The following is a 20,657-nucleotide window of genomic DNA, read 5'->3' on the forward strand; positions in this document are numbered from 1 at the left end:
CAACGAGGTGACACCGCCGTGAGCGAGCGACGCGAGCCGGGCATCGGGCCGCGCCGCACGGGCGGCGACGAGGGCCTCCGATGACGGGCGGCTACCGCGACCGCTGGCACGACCCGGCCGAGCCCTCCTGGGTCGTCGAGCCGACCACCGAGTGGCAGCCGCAGTTCCCCGGCCAGCGCTACCCCGGCGACATCGGCGCCCGGCACGTCCCGGCGCCGCCCCCGCGCGGGCGGGCCGCCGTGGTCGGCCGGGCCGAGGTCCCGCCGCTCGCCCCGACCCGTCCCGACGGGACGTACCTCGGGCGGTCCTGGGACGACCACGACGAGGAACCGCCGCGCTGGGGTGGCCACCCGGTCGCCGAACCGCAGCCCCACGCCGACGAGGCGCACCGGCGCGACGACGACCTGTACCGGCGGCCGCCCTCCGACCTGACCTGGCAGCGCGAGCGCCGCCGGCCGGAGCCGGAGGCCCCGGCCCCGCGCGCCGCCCGTACCGCCTGGGCCGACCGCCACCCCGAGGTCGCCGACCGGCCGCGCGAGGGTGCCGACCGGCCGCGCGAGGCGGCGTGGCATCGCGACCGGGGCGCCCCCGACCGGTACGACGACCGTCGGCAGCGCCCCGCCCCGGGCATCACCCCGGTCTCCCCCGGGCCGAGGCACGAGCCGGCCCGTGGCGGCGAGCCCGGCTGGGTGCCCGAACCCGACGAGGCGCCGCCGGCGCGCCGGCCCGGCACCGGGTACGACCGCCGTCCGGCCGACGACGGCCGCCGGCGCGACGGTCACGAGCAGTTGCCGGCCGACCGGCGGACCCGCCCCGACCAGGAGGTCCCCGGCCGGTACCGCGAGCCGGACGAGCGCCGCCCGGCGCGCCACGACGAGCGCCCGCCGTCCCCGCCCGGATACGACGACCGCCCGCCCGCCCGCGACCACGCCGGCCACCGACCCGGACCGAACGGGTACGCGGACCGGCCCGCGCCGAACGGGTACGCCGAGCAGCGCCCGGCACCGAACGGGTACGCCGAACAGCGGCCCGCGCCGAACGGGTACGACGACGGGCGCCGCCCGCCGTCGCGAGGATCGGACGAGCGCTGGCAGCGCGGGTACGACGAGCGCCGCCACCCCGAGGAGCGGGGACCGTCGCGCGAGGCGGCCGCCCGCGCCGAGGCGTACCCGGACCGCCGGCCGCGCGAGGCGACGCCGCCCGCCGAGGCGTACCGCGAGCAGTGGAGCCGGCCCGGCGCGGACCGCGACGGCCGGGGCGGCCCTGGCCCGGATTACGGCCGGCACCCGGAGCAGCGGCCCGCTCGCCCCTCGTGGCACGAGGAGCGGCCCGCCGCCCACGGCCCGGTGCGTCCGATCTCTCCCGCGCCGGTCTCCGGGGCGCCGTCCTCCGGCGGCCCGGCCCCGGCCACACCCGTCTCCCCCGCCCCCACCTCGGGCGCCCCCGTGCGCCCGGTCGCGGACCCGCGTGCCCCGCACGGCCGGGACCAGTTCCCGCCCCGCGCCGCCGGCACGCCGCCCTTCGCCGGGACCATGCCCCCGGTCTCCGGTCCGCCGCGCCCCGCGCCGCCGGCCACCGGCGGCTCACCGGGCCGGACCCGCGACGACCGGCCCACCTCGGCCCCGACCGGCCCCGACCGCGACGCGCCGATCTCGTCGCCCCCGGCGGCCCGGCCGCGGCCGGAGTTCCGGCCCGGCCAGGAGGGCGCGGCGCGCCCCACCGTGCCCGGCGACGCCGGCCCGACCGCCCAGCGCCCCGCCCCGGCCGACCACCGGCCGGCGTCCGCGCCTCCGGCCGACACGCGACCGGTCTCCGGTGCCCCCGGTGCGGGATTCCGGCACCCGGCCGACGACCGGGTGCCGCCGGCGCACGGCCGGCCGTACCCCGGACAGCAGCCGACGCCCGGTCCGGCGCCCGACCGGCGCCCGGTGTCGGGAGCGCCCGTCGGGCACCAGCCCGTGCCGGGACCGTCCGTCGGCCACCGGCCGGTCTCCGGGCCGCCCGTCCCCCCGCCGCCCGAGGCCCGGGTCGCGCCGCAGCGGCCCGCCGGCCCGGCCCCCGCGCCGTCCACTTCGGCGAGCGCGGGCCCGTCCCTGGAGATCACGCCGGACAAGCCGCGCCGCTACGTCCCGCCGGCGCCGGAGCCCACCGCTCCCGTGCCCCCGGTGGCCCGCAGCACGGAGCCGAACAGTTCCGAGGCGTGGTTCCGCCCCGCCCGCCCGACGCCGGCCGACGAGGCCGACGACCGCCCGGTGTCCGCCCCGTCCGGCGCGGCGGGCACGTCCGCGCCGGCGGCCCGCCCGGCCCCGGACGCGGACCGGCCGACCCCGGTCGATCCGCCCCGGGACGCGTCCCGGTCGGCAGCCCCGGTGTCCGCGCCGCCCGAGGCCACCAACTCCTCGGACGAGCGGTTCCCGGACGACGAGCCGTACCGGCCGGTCTCCGCACCGCCGGCGTTCCGGCCGGTCGCCGACCGGGCCGCGTCCGACGTCACGGCACCGGCCGCGGCGCCTCCGGTCCCGCCCGTCTCCGATCCGGCCGCCGCACCGGTCGAGCCCACCGCTCCGACGCCGGAGCGGGATACCGCCGACGAGGTTGCCGCACCGCTGCCGGCCGAGGCCACCGCGTCCGCGCCGGAGACCTCCGCCGAGCCGGGGGCCGGGGAGTCGACCGTCCCGGTCTCACCCGCCCGGCCGCTGTCCACGCCGGCACCGGTCCCCGCAGCTCGCCACGACGCCGCGACGGTCCGGCCGCGCTCGGCACCACCGGTGCCCTCGGACGCTGCCGCCGGTCCGGCTTCCGACGACGCCGCCTCCGCGCCCGGGGCCGAGATCCCGGGGCCGTCCGTTCCGGTGTCCACGCCGCCGGCGGACGCCGCTGTGGAGCCGGCCCGGCCCATCTCCGCCCCGCCAGCCGACACCCTGGAGCCGGCCCGACCGGTCTCCGCTCCTTCGGTCGGCGACATGGCGGCGGGGACCGCCGGACCCCACGCGCCCGAACCGGCCCCATCGGTCACCGCCCCGACGGCCGACACCTGGGCGGCCGGGACAGCCGAACCGGACGCGTTCGACACCGCGGAATCGGTCCGCCCGGTCACCGCGCCACCGGCCGACAACTGGGCGGCCGGTACGACCGAATCAGGGGCGTCCGACGCCGCCGAACCGGCCCGACCGGTCACCGCACCGCCGGCCGAGCCCGACGCGGCCGCAACGGTCGAACCGGACGCCGTCAGCACGTCGACCCGACCCGTCTCCGCACCGCCGGCCGGCACGCCCGAGCAGTCCGCCCGGCCGGTGCCGGACGTCCCGTCGCCCGTGGCCGACGCACCGTCCGGCGAACCGGAGTCCGCGCCGCCGCCCGGGGTCGAGACCGACGAGGAGCCCGTCCATCCGGTCTCGGCTCCACCGTCGCCGACCGGCGCGGATACAACCGCACCCGAGGCGTCGACGCCGCCCGCCGCCGCTCCCGAGCAGTCCGCCGGGCTCGATCCGACGCCCCCAACCGCCGCTGCCACCACCGAAACGGCACCCGATGCGGACCCGGCCGACACCGCGACGCCGCCAGCCGACGTGACCGCGCCGCCGGCCACCGAGGCGGCGCCGTCCGCGGCGGACCGGCCGGCCACCACCGACCCGGAGACCACCACCACCGCGCCGGCCGAGCCGCCGGCCGACCCGGAGCAGGTCCTGGCCGCGTACCGGTGGCGGCTGGACTCCGAGACGCTGCGCGAGGTCGTCGACGACGCCGACGAGCTGCGGACGCTGCGCCGGCGGCTGACCGAGAAGCTCGGCGCGTCCCTGGACAACCGGGCCCGGGCGCGGCTGCTCAGCCTGCGCGCGGTGGTCTCCCGGGTCGTCCACGACCTGGACGACGCGCTCGCCGACGGCCGGCTCGCCCTCACCTACGCGGAGGCGACCGGCGAGCTGCGGCGGACCGCGCTGGCCCGGGCCCGGCTGGCGGAGGTGCTGCGCTGGAAGGGCGAGTTCGCCGAGGCGGACCGGCTCTTCGCCGAGGCCAACTCGGCCGAGCTGCCGGACCGGTTGCGGGCGGCGCTGCACGAGCACGCCGGCCGCTCCTGCTACGACCAGGGCCGGCTGATGGAGGCCTGCGAGCACTTCGAGCGCGCCCTGGACCTGCGCCGGGCCGACGACCCGGAGCTGACCGAGCGGATCCGGGTCTGCCTGGACGCGGTGCACACCCGGGCCGCCGCCCGGGGCGGCTTCGGGCCGTACCCCCGCAGCCGGGAGGAGGTGCTGCGCGGGCGCAAGTCCCCGGTGCCCACGCTCGACGGCGGCCTGGGCCGGTGGGGGTACGCGGACGCCGACGGTGAGCTGGTACTCGACTACCGGTACGCCGAGGCGCAGCCGTTCCGCGAGGGCCTGGCCTGGGTACGCCGCGCGGACGCGCCGGGCTGGGAGCTGATCGACGAGGCCGGCAGCACCCTGATCGGCCCCTCGTACGCGGCGGTGCGGGCCTTCTCCGACGGCCTGGCCTGGGTCTCGCGCGGCGGCGAGGCGGACTGGATGGCGATCGACGCCGAGGACACCGTGGCGGTGCCGGCGGGCTTCGAGGACACCCGGCCGTTCACCGCCGGGGTCGCCCCGGTGCGCCGGGGCGGCTGGGGCGCGGTGGACCGCACCGGCCGGCTGGTCGTCCCGACCCGCTACCACGGCTTCCGCACCGCGCTGGCCGACGGCCGCCGGCTCGACGGCTTCACCGACGAGGGGCTGGCCGTGGTGGAACTGGGCGGCTTCCGGGGCGTGGTGGACCGCACGGGCAGGGTGCTGGTCGCGCCGGCCCACCCGGAGCTGGTGATCCACCCGGTGGCGTTCCTGGCCAACGACCGCACCGGCCGGTGGGGCGCGCTGGACCGGCGCGGCGAGCCGCTCATCGACCCGGTGCACCCCAACCCGGACGCGGTGCTGGCCGAGATCGACCTGCTGCTGACCGACGCGCATCCGGTGCTCTGAAACACCCCGCCGCCGCGCCGTCCGGTAGTCATGATCGGAGCGGACTAGGGTCGGGGGCATGGAATTCCGACACCTGGGCCGTTCCGGCCTGATGGTCAGCGAGATCTCGTACGGCAACTGGATCACCCACGGTTCGCAGGTCGAGGAGGACGCGGCGCTGGCCTGCGTCCGCGCGGCCCTGGACACCGGCATCACCACCTTCGACACCGCCGACGTCTACGCCGGCACCCGCGCCGAGGAGGTGCTCGGCAAGGCCCTCGCGGGCGAGCGCCGCGAGGGCCTCGAGGTGTTCACCAAGGTCTACTGGCCGACCGGGCCGGGCCGCAACGACCGGGGCCTGTCCCGCAAGCACATCATGGAGTCGATCGACGGCTCGCTGCGCCGGCTGCGCACCGACTACGTGGACCTCTACCAGGCCCACCGGTACGACTACAGCACCCCGCTGGAGGAGACGATGTCGGCGTTCGCCGACATCGTGCACGCCGGCAAGGCGCACTACATCGGCGTCTCGGAGTGGAAGGCCTCGCAGATCCGCGAGGCCCACCAGCTCGCCCGCGAGCTGCGCATCCCGCTGGTGTCCAACCAGCCGCAGTACTCGATGCTCTGGCGGGTCATCGAGACCGAGGTCGTCCCCACCAGCGAGGAGCTGGGCATCGGGCAGATCGTCTGGTCGCCGATGGCCCAGGGTGTGCTCTCCGGCAAGTACCTGCCGGGCCAGCCGCCGCCGGCCGGCTCCCGCGCCACCGACGAGAAGTCCGGCGCCGGGTTCATCGCCCAGTGGCTGACCGACGAGGTGCTGACCCGGGTGCAGCGGCTCAAGCCGCTGGCCGAGCAGGCCGGGCTGACCATGCCGCAGCTCGCCATCGCCTGGGTGCTGCAGAACCCGAACGTCTCGTCGGCGATCGTCGGGGCGTCCCGCCCCGAGCAGGTGCACGACAACGTCAAGGCGGCCGGCGTGAAGCTCGACGCCGACCTGCTGAAGGCGATCGACGAGATCGTCGAGCCGGTCACCGAGCGGGACGCGGCGAAGACCGAGAGCCCGGCCCAGCGGCCGTGACGCTCCCCCGGGCCGGCGCGGCGTCCGCGCCGGCCCGGGCTCTTCCCGGGTACGCCGACCGACAGCCGCCCCGCCGCTGCGCGGCGGCTCGGCGGCTCGGCGGCCTCAGCCCTGCCAGAAGCGGATCAGGTCCAGCCCCAGGCCGTAGAGCCAGCTCGGCAGGCCGAGCAGGTCGCCGATCGCGAAGACCGCGTCGAAGAACCAGCCGCCGATGCGCGGGTTCCACAGCAGCGCGAAGAGCAGGATGAAGCCGTACGGGGCGAACATGTCGTACATCCGCCGCCACTGCGGGGTCAGCCAGGGCTGGATCATGTTGCCGCCGTCCAGGCCGGGCACCGGGAGCAGGTTGAGCACGCTCGCGGTGAGCTGGAGGAACGCCAGCAGCGCCACCCCGGCCCAGAACTCGATCGGCCCGCCGAGGGTGCCCGTGCCGATCCGCAGCGCCGCCACCAGCAGCAGCGTGAACAGCACGTTGGTGGCGGGGCCGGCGAGGCTGACCAGGGTGTGCCGCAGCCGGCCCGGGATCGCGTGCCGGTCCACCCAGACCGCGCCGCCGGGCAGGCCGATGCCGCCGAGCAGCACCACCACCACCGGCAGCACGATCGACAGCAGCGGGTGGGTGTACTTGAACGGGTTCAACGTCAGGTAGCCCCGGTGGGCGATGTCCCGATCGCCGGCCCGGAACGCGACCACCGCGTGGGCGTACTCGTGCAGGCAGAGCGAGACCAGCCAGCCCGAGACCACGAAGAGGAACACGTCGAACTTCACGTTGCCGAACCGGTTCCAGGCCATCACCCCGCTGGCCACGAAGAGCGCGACCAGGGCCAGGAAGACCGGGCTGGGCCGGAACGCCGCCCGGGGCACGCCGAGCACCAGCGGCTCGCCGCCCGGGCGGTCGTAGCCCATCACTCCGCCGTCGGGAGCAGGCTCATCCGGTACTCCACCCGGTCGTCCTCCACGAGCGCGACCGAGGTGACGCCGGACGCCGCGAGCTCCCGCCAGGTCTGGCCGATCCACGATTCGGCGTCCGCCTGACTGCCGAACGACTCCGCCGGTCCATCGACCGACGCGCCGTTCGCGCCCTCGTACCGCCAGCTCCACGCCATGCCGCGTCTCCCCTCGCCGCTACACCGTCCCCCGGGGACGGACCCCCGCAAGCGTAGTCGGCCGTCCGCGCGCCGGCCCGACGCTCACCCCCGCTGGGGCCCGGCCGGTGATCACCATGAGTGTCCCCGGCCGGTACGGTGGCGCGGTGCTGACTCAAGGAGTGGTGCTCAGCAACCGGTACCGGCTGGGCGAACGGGTGGCGACCGGCGGCATGGGCGCGGTCTGGCGGTGTGTCGACACGCTGCTGGACCGCGAGGTGGCGGTGAAGGTGCTGCTCCCGGCGCTGGTGGAGGACCCGGAGTTCACCAGCCGGTTCCACGCCGAGGCCCGGATGATGGCGGCCCTGCGGCACCCGGGCATCGTCGCGGTGCACGACTTCGGCTCCGCGACGCTGGCCGACGGCAGCCAGGTCAGCTACCTGGTGATGGAGTACGTCGACGGCGAGCCGCTGGTCACCTGGATCCGGCGCGCCGGCCGGCTCGACCCGACGTCGACCATGTCGGTGGTGGCGCAGGCCGCCGCCGCGCTGCACGCCGCGCACACCGCCGGCATCGTGCACCGGGACGTCAAGCCGGGCAATCTGCTGGTGAAGCGGGACGGGACGGTGGTGCTGGTCGACTTCGGCATCGCCCGCTCCAGCACGATGGCCTCGCTGACCGCCGCGCACATGGTGCTCGGCACGGCCTCGTACATGTCGCCGGAGCAGGCGGTCGGCCAGCCGGTCTCGGCGGCCACCGACGTCTACGCGCTCGGCGCGGTCGCCTACTACTGCCTGACCGGGCAGCCGCCGTTCGTCGGGGAGAACCCGTTGCAGGTGGCGCTGCGGCACGCCCAGGAGGAACCGGCCCCGCTGCCGCCGGGCACCCCGCCGGCGGTGGCCGAGGTGGTCGCGCGCGCCCTGGCCAAGAGCCCCGGTGACCGCTGGCCCAGCGCCGCCGCCCTGGCCGACGCGGCCCTGGACGCCCGGGACGCCACGCTGGCCGTGCTGCGGGTGCCGCCGCGTCCGCCGTGGGCGCTGGAGGGTCCGGCCCTGCCGACGCCGCCCGGGCCGTCGACGCCGCCCGGGCCGTCGACGCCGTCCGGGCCGTCGACGCCGTCCGGCCCGTTGACGCCGTCCGGCCCGTCGACGCCGTCCGGTCCGGCAGTGGCGGGCGACCCGTCGGGGCCCGCGTCCGCCGGATCGCGGGACTCCGGCTCGGGGACCAGCTCGGGAGCACGTCCGGCCGGACTGCCGACGCCGCCCGGCGCGGGAACCGGGGCGCTGTCCGCCGCGTCCTCCACCCCGCCCGCGCCGCCCGCCGGCCCCGACCGGCGCCCCGGCCCGGGCGCTGCTCCCCTCCCGCCCGCCGGCCCCGACAGACGTCCCGGCATCGGCGGTGCTGCCCTCCCGCCCGCCGGGCCCGGAACCGGCCCGGCACAGGTTGCCGGTCCGGGGCACGCGGCCGGCCCCGGACCCGGGCCCGCCCACGACGGCGCGGCGCCGGCAGGCCGCCCGGGCCACCCGGGCGGCGGCGGGACCGGCATCGGTCCCGGAATGATGGCGCCGCAGTGGCAGCAGAGCGGCCCACCCGCCACACCGCCGGGCGGCGCACCCGCTCCGACCGGGCACCCGGCTGGCGCCCCGTTCCCGGCCGCCGGGCAGCCGTACCCGGGCAGGCCGTACCCGGCCGTGGTGGGCGGCCAGCAGGCGACCCCGCCCGCCGGCTACCCCAGCCAGTACGTCGTACCGGAGACCGCCCCGACCCGGGAGGACCGGGCCGGCGGCGCGGGCCGGCGGCGCCGGCTCGCCCTGGCCGGCGCGGCGGGCGGGGTGGTGGCCGTGCTGGCCGCCGTGGCCGCGGTGGTGGCGCTTCAGCCGGACGAGCCCGCCCGGGGCGGCCCGGCGCAGACCGCCGAGTCGGAGGCGGCGGCACCGGTGCTGCCGGGCCCGAGCGTCAGCACCCGGGGCGGGAAGCCGAGGCCCAGCGCGAGCGCCACCGGCCCCCGGCCGGCCTCGGCGACGCCGACCGCCGGGTCGACCGGCCGGACGACCGGCCCGGGACCGAGCGCGTCCCCCACCACCTCCGCCCCGCAGCCGGGGACGACCACCACCCCGCCGGCGAGGACCAACCCGTACACGCCGGCCCAGGTCTGCGGCAGCGGCTACCAGGTGATCGACTCCGCCTCGTTGACCGCGAACGGGGTCCGGCGGGGAAAGGTCTACCTGCTGTGGAACGAGGCGGCCAAGGCCAACTGCGTGGTCACCATGAAGGTGACCGCGGTCGGCGAGCGCACCACGGCCTCGGCGTTCCTGGAGGTGCAGGGGAAGACCCGCGCCACCGACAGCGGCGCGTACGAGTACTACGCCGGCCCGGTCCGTGCCGGAGCCGGCGGGACCTGCGTGAAGTGGGGCGGGGCGACCGGCGGCGCCAGCTACGCCAGCGGATTCGAGCACTGCGGCTGAGCCCGGGCCGGGCGGCGACCGCAGCCCGGGCGGCTTTAAGGTACGGGCATGTCCGTTGACGGCTGGAACACGGTCCTGGTGCTCGGCGGTACCCGCTCGGGCAAGTCGGAGTTCGCCGAGTCCCTGGTGGGTGACGCCCCGACGGTGCGCTACGTGGCGACCTCCGCCGACGCGGACCCGGACGACACCGAGTGGGCCGCCCGGCTGGCGGCGCACCGGGAACGCCGGCCGGGCAGCTGGACCACCGAGGAGACCGCCGGCGACCCGCGCCGGCTGGCCGACGTGATCGCCTCCGCCGGGCCGAACGAGACGCTGCTGGTGGACGACCTGGGCGGCTGGGTGACGGTGCTGCTCGACCCGGCGCACCAGCCCGCCGACGACGTGGCCACCATCGCCGAACTGGCCGCGGCGGTGCGCGCCAGCGAGGCGCGGATCGTGCTGGTCAGCCCCGAGGTGGGGCTGTCGCTGGTGCCGACCACCCCGCTGGGTCGGGCCTTCACCGACGCGCTCGGCGCGGCGAACCGGGCCGTCGCGGACGCCTGCGACGCCGTGGTGCTGGTGGTCGCCGGTCAGCCGGCCTGGCTCAAGCCCGCCGTCACCCCGCGCGCGGCCGGGGTGCCCGCCCAGGCCGGCCCGGCCCGCCACGACGTGACCGCCGCCGCCGCGCCGGCCGAGGCGCCGCTGCCGGACGTGCTCACCCCGACCGCCCCCGCCGCACCCGCCGCACCCGCGGAGACCAACGGGACCGCCTGGGCGGCGCCGACCATGGCGCTGCCGATGGTCGCCACCGGCCTGGTCATCCAGCCCGGCATGGAGCTGCCCATGCCGGACGAGTACGCCGGCCCGCAGGCCGTCGACCGGCTCGCCACCCTGGACGTGGCGGGGGCCGGGTTCGGCGAGCTGGAACGGGTAGTCGGCTTCGCCGCCGCCACCCAGGGCACCGCGACCCCCACTCCGTGGGCGAACGTGCGGGTGCTGCTGCTGCACGGGGACCACCAGGGCGGCGCCGCCGCCGGCACGGTCCCCGGCGAGTCGTCGCGCCGGGCCCGGCAGGCGCGGGCCGGCCGGGGCGCGCTGGCCCGGCTGGCCGCCGAGAACGGCGCCAGCCTCCAGGTGGTGGACACCCCGTCCTCGGCGCCGATGGAGCAGGAGCCGGCGCTGGCCGGCGCCGCCGTCGAGTCGGCCCTGCGCTACGGCTGGCGGCTGGCCGAGGAGGCCGCCGACGCGGGCGTACAGCTGCTGGTGCTGGGGGCGTGCGGCGCCGGTACGGAGGCGGCGGCCGCGGCGGTGCTGGCGGCGACCGCCGGCGCGGAGGCCCCGGCGGTGCTCGGCCGGGTGATCACCGCCAGCGGCGAGATCGACGACGCGGCGTGGATGACCCGCTGCGCGGCGGTCCGGGACGCGCTGCACCGGACCCGCCGCTCCCCGCGCGACGCCAAGGACGTGCTGGCCGAGCTGGGCGGCGGCGACATCGCGGTGGCCACCGGCGTGCTGCTCGGCGCGACCGCCCGCCGGCTGCCGGTGATGCTCGACGGCCCGGTCGGCGTGGCCGCTGGCATGATCAGCCGCGACCTGGCCGGGCAGGCCCGGCACTGGTGCGTGCTGGCCGACCACGGCGGCCACCCGGCGGTCCGGCTCGCCGCCGACGTGCTCGGCCTGACCCCGCTGCTGAACCTGCGGCTGGACCTGGGCGAGGGGGCGAACGCGCTGACCGCGCTGCCGCTGCTGCGCTCGGTGCTGGCGCTGGCCGCCGCGCTGCCGGCACACCCCCGGCTCGGCGGCGGGGACCCCGACTCCGAGGAGCCGGACTTCGCCGAGCCGGAACCGGCGGGCCCCGGCCCGACCACCGTGGAGCCGGACGGCACCGAGCCCGACTTCACCGAGCCCGACTTCAGCGAGCCGGAGCCGGCCGGCCCGGGGCCGACGACCACGGAGCCGGACCCGTCCGGCTGGCGTGCCGGCTGAGTCGCGGGTCGTCGACGGCCTGCGGCTGGCGCTGACCACCTTCACCACGCTGCCGGTGCGCGCCGGCCGGATCGACCGCCCGACGGCGGGCGCCGCGATGGCGCTCGCCCCGCTGGTCGGGGCGCTGCTCGGCGCGGTGCTGGCCGGGGTGCTGCTGCTGTTGGCCGCGCTCGCTCCCCCGCTGGTCGCCGCCGGGGTGACGGTGGGCTGCGCCGCCCTGCTCACCCGGGGGCTGCACCTGGACGGGCTGGCCGACACCGTGGACGCGCTGGGGTCGTACCGGCGGGGGGCGGCGGCGCTGGAGATCATGAAGAAGCCGGACGTGGGGCCGTTCGGGGTGGTCGCGCTGGTGGTCGTACTCCTGCTCCAGACGGCGGCCCTCGCGGAGCTGGCGGGGCGGTCGTGGCCGGCGGTGCTCGCGGGCGTGGTGGCCGCGACGGCGGCGGGGCGACTCGCGGTGACGGTGGCCTGCCGGCGCGGGGTGCCGGCGGCCCGGCCGGAGGGGTTGGGCGCGCTGGTCGCCGGGACGGTCGGGCCGGTGGCGCCGGCGGTCGGCGCGGTCGCCGTCGCGCTGGCGGCGGTGGCGGCGGTGCCGGGCCGCCCGTGGCAGGGGCCGCTCGCCGTCGCGGCGGCGCTCGCCGTCGCGGTGGGGCTGCTGCGCCACGTGGTACGCCGGCTCGGCGGCGTCACCGGCGACGTGCTCGGCGCCGCCGTCGAGGTGGTCACCACGCTGGTCTACCTGGGACTGGTGCTGTCCGGCTGAACGCGGCACCGGGCGGCGGGTAGCGTTTGCCCCGACAGCACCGGCACGGCCTTCCGGGGGACGACTTGCTCATCACGGACGACTTCCTCCCCATCCCGGTGCCGGAGTCGCTCAGCGCGACGTACCTGGTGCCGATGGCGGGGCTGCCCCGGGTGAGCCCGAAGACGGCGGTGCGGGCGCTGGAGGGCCGGCTGGCCGAGCCGGTGCACGGGCTGGCGACGCAGATGCTGGACAGCCCACTGATGACCGTGGACACCCGGTCGATCGACGAGTTCCCGCAGCTGCCGCCGGACCTGCTCGCCGCGTTCGGCGCCACCGAGGCGCAGCTCGGTCGGCTGGCCGCGGCCAGCCATCTGGTGGTGGTGCAGGCCGAGTACCGGCCGGGCTGGCCGCCGGCGCACGAGTGGGCGGCCCGCGCGGTGGCCGCCGCGGTCGCCGAGTCCGTCGACGGCGACGTGGTGGACGTGTTCGGGTTGCAGTTCCTCGACCCGGCGGCCGCGCTGCGCTCGCTGCCGGACGCCGAGGGCCGGGTACGCCTGGTCGACTGGGTGCTGGTGCCCTACTCCTCCGACGCGGAGGGGCTCTGGTTCACCACCAAGGGGCTGCGCCGGTTCGGCCTGCTGGAGTTGCAGACCCAGGGGGTGCCGGACCATCTCACCCGGGCCTGGGGCGCGGTGATGACCGGGGCCGCCCGGCGGCTGCTGCGGGACTGGACCGACGGGCTGGCCGGCGAGGAGGTGCCGGCGTTCGTGCAGCTGCCCGTGCTGGCCACGGTGACCGGGCACGACATCGCGGTGGCGTACGGCAATCCGGAGCAGCACGGCGCGACGGCCCCGGTGCTGCTGCGGCTGGAGCTGGACCCGGCCACCGACCCGGAGGCGGACTCGTTCCTCAGCCTGCGCCCGCCGCCCGGGCACCCGGGCCCGCCCGGGAAGTACTTCGCCGCGGCCTGCGCGACGCTCTTCTCCGGCATCCAGCCCGACGTCCGCTACGCCCGGCCCGGTGACGCGATGAGCAAGGCGATCGCCACCGCCCGGGCCGGGCTGGACGACATCCGGGCCCGGTTCCTCGCCGGCACGCTGCCGCCGGAGTCGCAGCTCGTGGTCAAGTACGGCCTGCCCGGCGACGAGGGCCCCGAGTTCGTCTGGGCCGGGGTGACCTCCTGGGAGGTGCCGGAGCGGCTCGTCGGCGCCAGCGCCAGCGACGCCAACACCGACCCCACCGTCCGGATCGGCTCCCCCGTCGTGGTCGAGGCCGCCGACGTGGTCGACTGGGCCCTCCTCGACGGCACCGGCGTCATCGAGGGCGGCTGGACCCAGGCCGTCCTCGACGCCGGCGAACCCCCCACCGCCTGACCCACCGGGCCGCCCGCCCCACCCGCCTCTGCCCCCGTTGATCAAGAAGTTTGCGTCGGATCCGGTGCTCGGGCCGACGCAAACGTCTTGATCAACAGGGCTGGCGCCGGGGTTACTTGACCGAGGGGGTCACGAAGGGGGGTCGGGTGACGCGCATCTGGGCGCGGCGGCCGCGGATGTCGACCTCGACGAGGTCGCCGTCGGCGAGCTTGGCGTCGGTGTCGAGCAGGGCCAGGGCGATGCCCTGCTTCTTCGTCGGCGAGAACGTTCCGCTGGTGATCGTGCCGAGCTCGGTGTCGCCGGCGTACACGGTCATGCCGGGGCGCGGGATGGCCCGGTCGACGGCCTCCAGGCCGCGCAGCGTACGGCGCGGGCCGGCGGCCTTCTCGGCGAGCAGCGCGTCGCGGCCCCAGAAGGCCGGCTTGTCCCAGCCGACCGCCCAGCCGGAGCGGGCCTGCACCGGCGTGATCTCCAGCGACAGGTCCTGCCCGTGCAGCGGGTAGCCCATCTCGGTGCGCAGCGTGTCCCGGGCGGCCAGCCCGCAGGCCCGCAGCTCGTACGCCGCACCGGCGGCGAACAGCGCGTCCCAGACCGCGACGGCGTGCTCGGCCGGCACCACCAGCTCGAAGCCCAGCTCCCCGGTGTAGCCGGTGCGGCAGACGGTCAGCTCCACTCCGGCCAGGTCGGCGGCGGAGAAGCTCATGTAGCCGTGCTCCACCGGCAGGCCCAGCCCGCCGAGCAGCTCCGCCGAGCGCGGGCCCTGCACGGCCAGCACCGCGTACGCCTCGTGCTCGTCGGTGACGGTGATCCCGGCCGGCGCGGCGGCGCGCAGCCGGCGCACCACCTCGGCGGTGTTCGCCGCGTTCGGGATGAGGAAGACGTGGTCGTCGGCGTGCAGGTAGGCGATGATGTCGTCCACCACGCCGCCGGTCGCGTCGTCGCAGCAGAGCGTGTACTGCGCCCGGCCCGGGCCGATGCGGCCCAGGTCGTTGCTGAGGCAGGCGTTGACGAAGTCCGCCGCACCCGGCCCGGTGACCCGCGCCTTGCCCAGGTGGGAGACGTCGAAGACGCCCACGGCGGTACGCACCGCCGTGTGTTCCTTCAGCACGCCGCCTCCGGCGTACTCCAGCGGCATCTCCCAACCCCCGAAGGGGGCGAACTTGGCGCCGAGAGCGGTGTGCCGCTCGTGCAGCGGGGAACGGCGCAGCCGGGTCGCGGCGGCGTCGGAGGTCACGTCCGTCATGGGTGGCAACTTACCGGGGTACCCGCCGCTGGTTAGCATCGGCGGGACCCGCCGCGACAGCCATCGGCGGGACAGCCAAGCTTCCGGCGGGTAGGTTGCCGCCGGAGACCTTCATCGCCGGTACGCGACGACGCGACCGGCCCGGCCCGCCCGGAGTAGCTTCAGTGACATCGCCCAGCACCACCCTGAGCCTGGTCGACACCGACCCCGCCGAGCTTGCCGTCGACGCGATCGTGATCGGCGTGCACAGCCAGACCGGAGAGCAGGACGCCACCAGCGGCCTCGCCGGCACCCTGCTGCTCGCCAGTGGCGCGGAGAGCATCGCCGCCGCCTTCGACGGCAAGCTGACCGAGACGCTGGCGCTGCTCGGCGCGACCGGCGCTCCGGGCGAGGTGACCAAGCTGGCCACGCTGGGCACGGTCACCGCGCCGATCGTCGCCGCGGTCGGGTTCGGCCCCGAGCCGACCGGCGCCGCCCCCGCCCCGGAGACGCTGCGCCGGGCCGCCGGCGCCGTCGTCCGGGCGCTCGCCGGCGCGCCCCGGGTGGCGCTCAGCATGCCGCTGCCTGACGACGCCGACGCCCCGGCCGCGCTGCGCGCGGTCGCCGAGGGCGCGCTGCTCGGCGGCTACCGGTTCGCCGGCTACAAGACCAAGCCGCAGCCGACCCGGCGCACGCCGGTGGCCGAGGTGCTGATCTCCGTGCCGGACGCCGGTGACGCGACCGCCCGGGGCGAGATCGACCGGGCCACCGCGGTGGCCGGTGCGGTGCGTACCAGCCGGGACTGGGTGAACACCGCCCCGAACGAGCTGCGTCCGCCGGCCTTCGCCGAGGCCGTCGCGACGGCCGCCCGCGCGGCCGGGCTCGGCGTCGAGGTGCTCGACGAGGAGGCGCTGCGCGCCGGCGGGTACGGCGGCATCGTCGCCGTCGGGCAGGGCTCGGAGGCCCCGCCGCGCCTGGTCAAGCTCACGTACACCCCGTCGGGTGGCGGCAGCGGCAAGCGGGTGGCACTGGTCGGCAAGGGCATCACCTTCGACACCGGCGGCATCTCCATCAAGCCGGCGCAGGGCATGTGGGAGATGAAGTCGGACATGGCCGGGGCGGCCGCCGTCGGCGCCGCGATGCTGGCGATCGCCGCGGTGCAGCCGTCGGTGGCGGTGACCGCGTACCTGCCGATGGCGGAGAACATGCCGTCGGGCACCAGCTACCGGCCGGGTGACGTGATCACCATGTTCAACGGCAAGAAGGTCGAGGTGCTCAACACCGACGCCGAGGGCCGCATGATCCTGGGCGACGCGATGGCGCGGGCCTGCGCGGACGGCACCGACTACCTCTTCGAGACGTCCACCCTCACCGGTGGGCAGGTCATCGCGCTGGGCAAGAAGATCGCCGGCGTGATGGGCACCCCGGAGCTGTGCGAGCGGGTCAAGACCGTCGGCGAGTCCGTCGGCGAGCCGGCCTGGCCGATGCCGCTGCCGGACGACGTGCGCAAGGGCATGGACTCCGACGTCGCGGACATCTCCCAGGTCAACGCCGGCATGGACCGGGCCGGGCACATGCTGCAGGGCGGCGTGTTCCTGCGCGAGTTCGTCACCGAGGACGTGGCCTGGGCGCACATCGACATCGCCGGCCCGGGCTACCACTCGGGCGAGGCGACCGGCTACTGGACGAAGGGCGGCACCGGCGTCCCGGTCCGCACCCTGGTGCAGCTGGTCGAGGACGTCGCCGCCAACGGCTGACGCCCACCCGCAACCCCACGATCGGGGCGCCTCCCCCACCCGGGAGGCGCCCCGCCCGCATTCCACCAAGATCCGCGCACGTGCAGAGAAAGCGTGGCTGTCCGGCGCGGAACAGCCACGCTTTCCGGGAAAGTGCGCGACTCGGGGGAAGCGGGGTGGGGTCAGAAGAGTTCGGGGCGGCGTTTGCGGCGCTCGTTGTAGTCGCGCATCCGCTGCGGGTAGCCCATCAGGCGGACGTCGTAGATGGGGATGGCCAGCCGGTGGGCGAAGCGGCGGGCCCCCTCGGGGCCGTCGACGCGACGGCGGGTCCACTCCCCGTCGTCGGCGATCAGGATGACCGTGGTCTCGGTGACCGTGGTCCGCGGCTCGATGTACGCCTCGACGCCCCGCCGGGTCCGGACGAAGTTCTCAAGATGGTCCAGATCAGCCCGGTCGGCGGGGCGGCCACGACTGACCGCGCCCGTCTGCTTGCGTCGCCGGAAGAGCCCCACCGACTGTCTCCTCCCCCGTCCGTCATCGAAGACGGTGCCAAGAGTACGTGTCGACGACGTGTCGTTGGGCACCTCGGTACGCGCTCCGCATCCCCTAGTGACAAGATGACCGAGGTGGGGTGTGTCCCTGTTACCCCACCGTGACCCCCGATGCAGCGACGCGACCTGGGAGTTGGACGTGAGCGAGCCGAACGAGACCTTCGACATCGTCATTCTCGGAGGTGGCAGCGGCGGCTACGCGGCGGCGCTGCGCGCCGCCCAGTTGGATCTCTCGGTCGCGCTGATCGAGAAGGGGAAGCTCGGCGGCACCTGCCTGCACAACGGCTGCATCCCCACCAAGGCGCTGCTGCACGCGGCCGAGATCGCCGACCAGACCCGCGAGTCGGAGCAGTTCGGCGTGAAGGCCGAGCTGGTCGGCATCGACATGGCGGGGGTCAACTCGTACAAGGACGGCGTGGTCTCCCGCCTCTACAAGGGCCTGCAGGGCCTGGTGGGCAGCGCCAAGAACATCACCTTCGTGGCCGGCGCCGGCAAGCTGGTCGGCAAGAACGTCGTCGAGGTCGACGGCAAGCGCTACACCGGCCGCAACGTCATCCTGGCCTCCGGCTCGTACGCCAAGAGCCTGCCCGGCCTGGAGATCGACGGCGAGCGGATCATCACCAGCGACCACGCGCTGACCCTGGACCGGGTCCCGGCGTCGGTGATCGTGCTCGGCGGCGGCGTGATCGGCGTCGAGTTCGCCAGCGTGTGGAAGTCCTTCGGCGTGGACGTCACGATCGTCGAGGCGCTGCCCCGCCTGGTCGCCGCCGAGGACGAGGAGTCGTCCAAGGCGCTGGAGCGGGCCTTCCGCAAGCGGAAGATCAACTTCAAGGTCGGCAAGCCGTTCGAGAAGGTCGAGAAGACCGACAAGGGCGTCAAGCTGACCATCGCCGGCGGCGAGACCGTCGAGGCCGAGCTGCTGCTGGTCGCCGTCGGGCGTGGTCCGAACACCGCCAACCTCGGGTACGAGGAGCAGGGCGTGAAGATGGACCGCGGCTACGTGCTGACCGACGAGCGGCTGCGCACCAGCGTGCCGAACGTCTACGCGGTCGGCGACATCGTGCCCGGCCTCCAGCTCGCCCACCGCGGCTTCCAGCAGGGCATCTTCGTCGCCGAGGAGATCGCCGGCCAGAACCCGGCCGTGATCGACGAGGCCGGCATCCCGCGGGTCACCTACTCCGACCCGGAGCTGGCGTCGGTGGGTCTGACCGAGGCCCGGGCCAAGGAGCAGTACGGCGCGGACAAGGTCAAGACCTACAACTACAACCTGGGTGGCAACGGCAAGAGCCAGATCCTCAAGACGGCCGGCTTCGTGAAGCTGGTCCGGGTGGAGGACGGCCCGGTGGTCGGCGTGCACATGGTCGGCGCCCGGGTCGGTGAGCTCGTCGGCGAGGCGCAGCTCATCTACAACTGGGAGGCGTACCCGGCCGAGGTGGCGCAGCTCGTGCACGCCCACCCGACGCAGAACGAGGCCCTGGGCGAGGCGCACCTGGCCCTCGCCGGCAAGCCGCTGCACGCGCACGCCTGATCGAGAACTGATTCCGCGGCGTCCGGCGGCAGACGGGCGAGATCGCACCAGGGGAATGAAGGAGTCATAAGAGATGCCGGTATCGGTCACCATGCCTCGGCTCGGCGAGAGCGTCACCGAGGGCACCGTCACCCGCTGGCTCAAGCAGGAGGGCGACACCGTCGAGGTCGACGAGCCGCTGCTCGAGGTGTCGACCGACAAGGTCGACACGGAGATCCCGTCCCCCGCGGCGGGCGTGCTGAGCCGGATCGTGGTCGGCGAGGACGAGACCGCCGAGGTGGGCAGCGAGCTGGCCGTCATCGCCGGTGAGGGCGAGCAGGCCGGTGGCGGCGAGGCCGCCCCGCAGCAGGCGGCCGAGCCGGCCGCCGAGCCCACCGCCGCCGCGGCGGGCACCGGCCCGGAGCCGGAGCAGGAGCAGCCCGCGGCGCCGCAGCCGCAGGCCGAGGCCGCCCCGGCGCCGTCGGGCGAGGGCACGCCGGTGAAGATGCCGGCCCTGGGTGAGAGCGTCACCGAGGGTACGGTCACCCGCTGGCTCAAGCAGGTCGGCGAGACCGTCGAGGTGGACGAGCCCCTGCTGGAGGTCTCCACCGACAAGGTCGACACGGAGATCCCGTCGCCGGTCGCCGGCACCGTGCTGGAGATCAAGGTCGCCGAGGACGAGACCGCCGAGGTGGGCGCCGACCTGGCGATCATCGGTGCCGCCGGGGCCGCCCCGGCGGCGAAGCCGGAGCCGAAGCCCGAGCCCAAGGCGGAGGCCAAGCCCGAGCCGAAGCCGGAGCCGAAGGCCGAGGCCAAGCCGGAGCCCAAGGTCGAGGAGCCGACCCCGGGCATGTCGTACAACGAGCCGGCGGCCGAGGCGGAGACCGCCGCCGAGCCGGTCAAGGCCGAGCAGGCGGCGCAGCCGTCCGCGCCGACCCCAACCCCGCAGCGGCCCACCGCCCCGGCACAGGGCGGCGAGGAGGCGGCCGGCTACGTGACCCCGCTGGTGCGCAAGCTGGCCGGCGAGCACGGTGTCGACCTCTCCTCGGTCAACGGCACCGGCGTCGGCGGCCGGATCCGCAAGCAGGACGTGCTGGAGGCGGCGGAGAAGGCCAAGGCGGCCAAGGCCGCGCCGGCCCCCGCGCAGCAGCCCGCCGCGGCGGCCCCGGCCAAGCCGGCCGCGAAGCCGCAGCCGAGCGGCAAGCGCGGCACGACCGAGAAGCTGCCCCGGATCCGCAAGGCCATCGCCAAGCGGATGCACGAGTCGCTGCACGAGATGGCGCAGCTCACCACGGTGATCGAGGTGGACGTCACCAAGATCGCCAAGCTGCGGGCGCAGGCCAAGGAGTCGTTCCAGCAGCGGCACGGCGTCAAGCTGTCGTTCCTGCCGTTCTTCGCGCTGGCGGCCATCGAGGCGCTGCAGGCGTACCCGATCGTCAACGCCAGCATGGACCTCGAGGCCGGCACGATCACCTACCCGGACGCCGAGCACCTGGGCATCGCCGTGGACACCGAGCGGGGTCTCCTGGTCCCGGTCATCCACAACGCCGGTGACCTGAACCTGGGCGGCATCGCCAAGCGGGTCGCCGACCTGGCCGAGCGCACCCGGACCAACAAGATCAGCCCGGACGAGATCGCCGGCGCGACCTTCACGCTGACCAACACCGGCAGCCGGGGCGCGCTCTTCGACACCCCGATCGTGCCGTCGCCGCAGTCGGCGATGCTCGGCACCGGTGCCGTGGTCAAGCGTCCGGTCGTGGTCAACGACCCGGAGCTGGGCGAGGTCATCGCGGTCCGCTCGATGATCTACCTGGCCCTCTCCTACGACCACCGGCTGATCGACGGCGCCGACGCGGCCCGTTTCCTGGTCGCGGTCAAGGAGCGCCTGGAGGCCGGCAACTTCGAGGCCGACCTCGGCCTCTGATCCTCCCGTACGAACGCAGGGCGCCCCGGTCACACCGACCGGGGCGCCCTGCGCCGT

Annotated in this window: 13 protein-coding genes; 9 read left to right on the forward strand and 4 right to left on the reverse strand. The window is 76.2% G+C overall.

Annotation, left to right across the window (positions count from 1 at the left end; all coding sequences use genetic code 11):
• Window positions 1-80 precede the first annotated feature (80 nt).
• Both FHX75_RS31850 and FHX75_RS30130 read left to right on the forward strand, forming a co-directional pair.
• Window positions 81-4,970, forward strand: coding sequence for a WG repeat-containing protein (locus tag FHX75_RS31850; RefSeq protein ID WP_246158831.1), 4,890 nt, complete (start codon window positions 81-83; stop codon window positions 4,968-4,970).
• A 58-nt stretch (window positions 4,971-5,028) separates the two neighbouring features.
• On the forward strand, window positions 5,029-6,027 hold the full coding sequence (locus FHX75_RS30130; protein ID WP_088961025.1) for an aldo/keto reductase family protein: 999 nt from the start codon (window positions 5,029-5,031) through the stop codon (window positions 6,025-6,027).
• Window positions 6,028-6,132: 105 nt separating this feature from the next.
• Here FHX75_RS30130 and FHX75_RS30135 read toward each other — a convergent pair whose 3' ends face one another.
• Together FHX75_RS30135 and FHX75_RS30140 are read right to left on the reverse strand one after the other, a co-directional pair.
• On the reverse strand, window positions 6,133-6,933 hold the full coding sequence (locus FHX75_RS30135) for a site-2 protease family protein (RefSeq protein WP_154943975.1): 801 nt from the start codon (window positions 6,931-6,933) through the stop codon (window positions 6,133-6,135).
• Window positions 6,933-7,133 (reverse strand): hypothetical protein, encoded by a 201-nt coding sequence (locus FHX75_RS30140; protein ID WP_088961023.1) that lies wholly within the window; start codon window positions 7,131-7,133, stop codon window positions 6,933-6,935. The genes FHX75_RS30135 and FHX75_RS30140 overlap by 1 nt, the downstream gene beginning before the upstream one ends.
• A 146-nt stretch (window positions 7,134-7,279) precedes the next feature.
• On the opposite strand from FHX75_RS30140, the gene FHX75_RS31855 reads away from it, so the two are divergent.
• The 4 genes from FHX75_RS31855 to FHX75_RS30160 all read left to right on the forward strand — a co-directional run bounded on the left by FHX75_RS31855 (window position 7,280) and on the right by FHX75_RS30160 (window position 13,660).
• Window positions 7,280-9,577: a serine/threonine-protein kinase gene (locus FHX75_RS31855; RefSeq protein ID WP_246158833.1), complete on the forward strand. Its 2,298-nt coding sequence runs from the start codon at window positions 7,280-7,282 to the stop codon at window positions 9,575-9,577.
• Window positions 9,578-9,625: 48 nt separating this feature from the next.
• Window positions 9,626-11,542 (forward strand): bifunctional adenosylcobinamide kinase/adenosylcobinamide-phosphate guanylyltransferase, encoded by a 1,917-nt coding sequence (locus FHX75_RS30150; protein ID WP_154943976.1) that lies wholly within the window; start codon window positions 9,626-9,628, stop codon window positions 11,540-11,542.
• On the forward strand, window positions 11,532-12,305 hold the full coding sequence (cobS, locus tag FHX75_RS30155) for an adenosylcobinamide-GDP ribazoletransferase (RefSeq protein ID WP_154943977.1): 774 nt from the start codon (window positions 11,532-11,534) through the stop codon (window positions 12,303-12,305). Before FHX75_RS30150 ends, cobS begins: the two co-directional genes overlap by 11 nt.
• Window positions 12,306-12,370: 65 nt before the next feature.
• On the forward strand, window positions 12,371-13,660 hold the full coding sequence (locus FHX75_RS30160; protein WP_154943978.1) for a DUF2314 domain-containing protein: 1,290 nt from the start codon (window positions 12,371-12,373) through the stop codon (window positions 13,658-13,660).
• A 112-nt stretch (window positions 13,661-13,772) separates the two neighbouring features.
• Here FHX75_RS30160 and gcvT read toward each other — a convergent pair whose 3' ends face one another.
• A complete protein-coding gene (gene gcvT, locus FHX75_RS30165; protein WP_154943979.1) occupies window positions 13,773-14,903 on the reverse strand; it encodes a glycine cleavage system aminomethyltransferase GcvT in 1,131 nt (376 codons plus the stop codon).
• A gap of 164 nt (window positions 14,904-15,067) precedes the next feature.
• On the opposite strand from gcvT, the gene FHX75_RS30170 reads away from it, so the two are divergent.
• Window positions 15,068-16,639 carry a leucyl aminopeptidase gene (locus tag FHX75_RS30170; RefSeq protein ID WP_154943980.1) on the forward strand — a complete coding sequence of 524 codons (1,572 nt, stop codon included), beginning with the start codon at window positions 15,068-15,070 and terminating at the stop codon, window positions 16,637-16,639.
• 161 nt (window positions 16,640-16,800) lie between these two features.
• Here the strand turns inward: FHX75_RS30170 and FHX75_RS30175 are convergent, their stop codons facing one another.
• A complete protein-coding gene (locus FHX75_RS30175) occupies window positions 16,801-17,130 on the reverse strand; it encodes a hypothetical protein (RefSeq protein WP_154943981.1) in 330 nt (109 codons plus the stop codon).
• Window positions 17,131-17,308: 178 nt separating this feature from the next.
• Between FHX75_RS30175 and lpdA the strand changes: the two genes are divergently transcribed.
• Window positions 17,309-18,697 (forward strand): dihydrolipoyl dehydrogenase, encoded by a 1,389-nt coding sequence (lpdA, locus tag FHX75_RS30180; RefSeq protein ID WP_154943982.1) that lies wholly within the window; start codon window positions 17,309-17,311, stop codon window positions 18,695-18,697.
• A gap of 73 nt (window positions 18,698-18,770) precedes the next feature.
• A complete protein-coding gene (gene sucB, locus FHX75_RS30185; RefSeq protein ID WP_154943983.1) occupies window positions 18,771-20,600 on the forward strand; it encodes a 2-oxoglutarate dehydrogenase, E2 component, dihydrolipoamide succinyltransferase in 1,830 nt (609 codons plus the stop codon).
• The last annotated feature ends 57 nt before the right edge of the window (window positions 20,601-20,657 follow it).

It is taken from the genome of Micromonospora palomenae, assembly GCF_007829925.1.
Taxonomy (GTDB): domain Bacteria; phylum Actinomycetota; class Actinomycetes; order Mycobacteriales; family Micromonosporaceae; genus Micromonospora; species Micromonospora purpureochromogenes.

Bases quoted from the DNA above. Each gene is read 5' to 3' on its own strand.
- FHX75_RS30135 (WP_154943975.1), bottom strand. From the start codon at position 6,933: ATGGGCTACGACCGCCCGGGCGGCGAGCCGCTGGTGCTCGGCGTGCCC.
- gcvT (WP_154943979.1), bottom strand. From the start codon at position 14,903: ATGACGGACGTGACCTCCGACGCCGCCGCGACCCGGCTGCGCCGTTCC.
- sucB (WP_154943983.1), top strand. From the start codon at position 18,771: ATGCCGGTATCGGTCACCATGCCTCGGCTCGGCGAGAGCGTCACCGAG.
- FHX75_RS30150 (WP_154943976.1), top strand. From the start codon at position 9,626: ATGTCCGTTGACGGCTGGAACACGGTCCTGGTGCTCGGCGGTACCCGC.
- FHX75_RS30130 (WP_088961025.1), top strand. From the start codon at position 5,029: ATGGAATTCCGACACCTGGGCCGTTCCGGCCTGATGGTCAGCGAGATC.
- FHX75_RS31850 (WP_246158831.1), top strand. From the start codon at position 81: ATGACGGGCGGCTACCGCGACCGCTGGCACGACCCGGCCGAGCCCTCC.
- FHX75_RS30140 (WP_088961023.1), bottom strand. From the start codon at position 7,133: ATGGCGTGGAGCTGGCGGTACGAGGGCGCGAACGGCGCGTCGGTCGAT.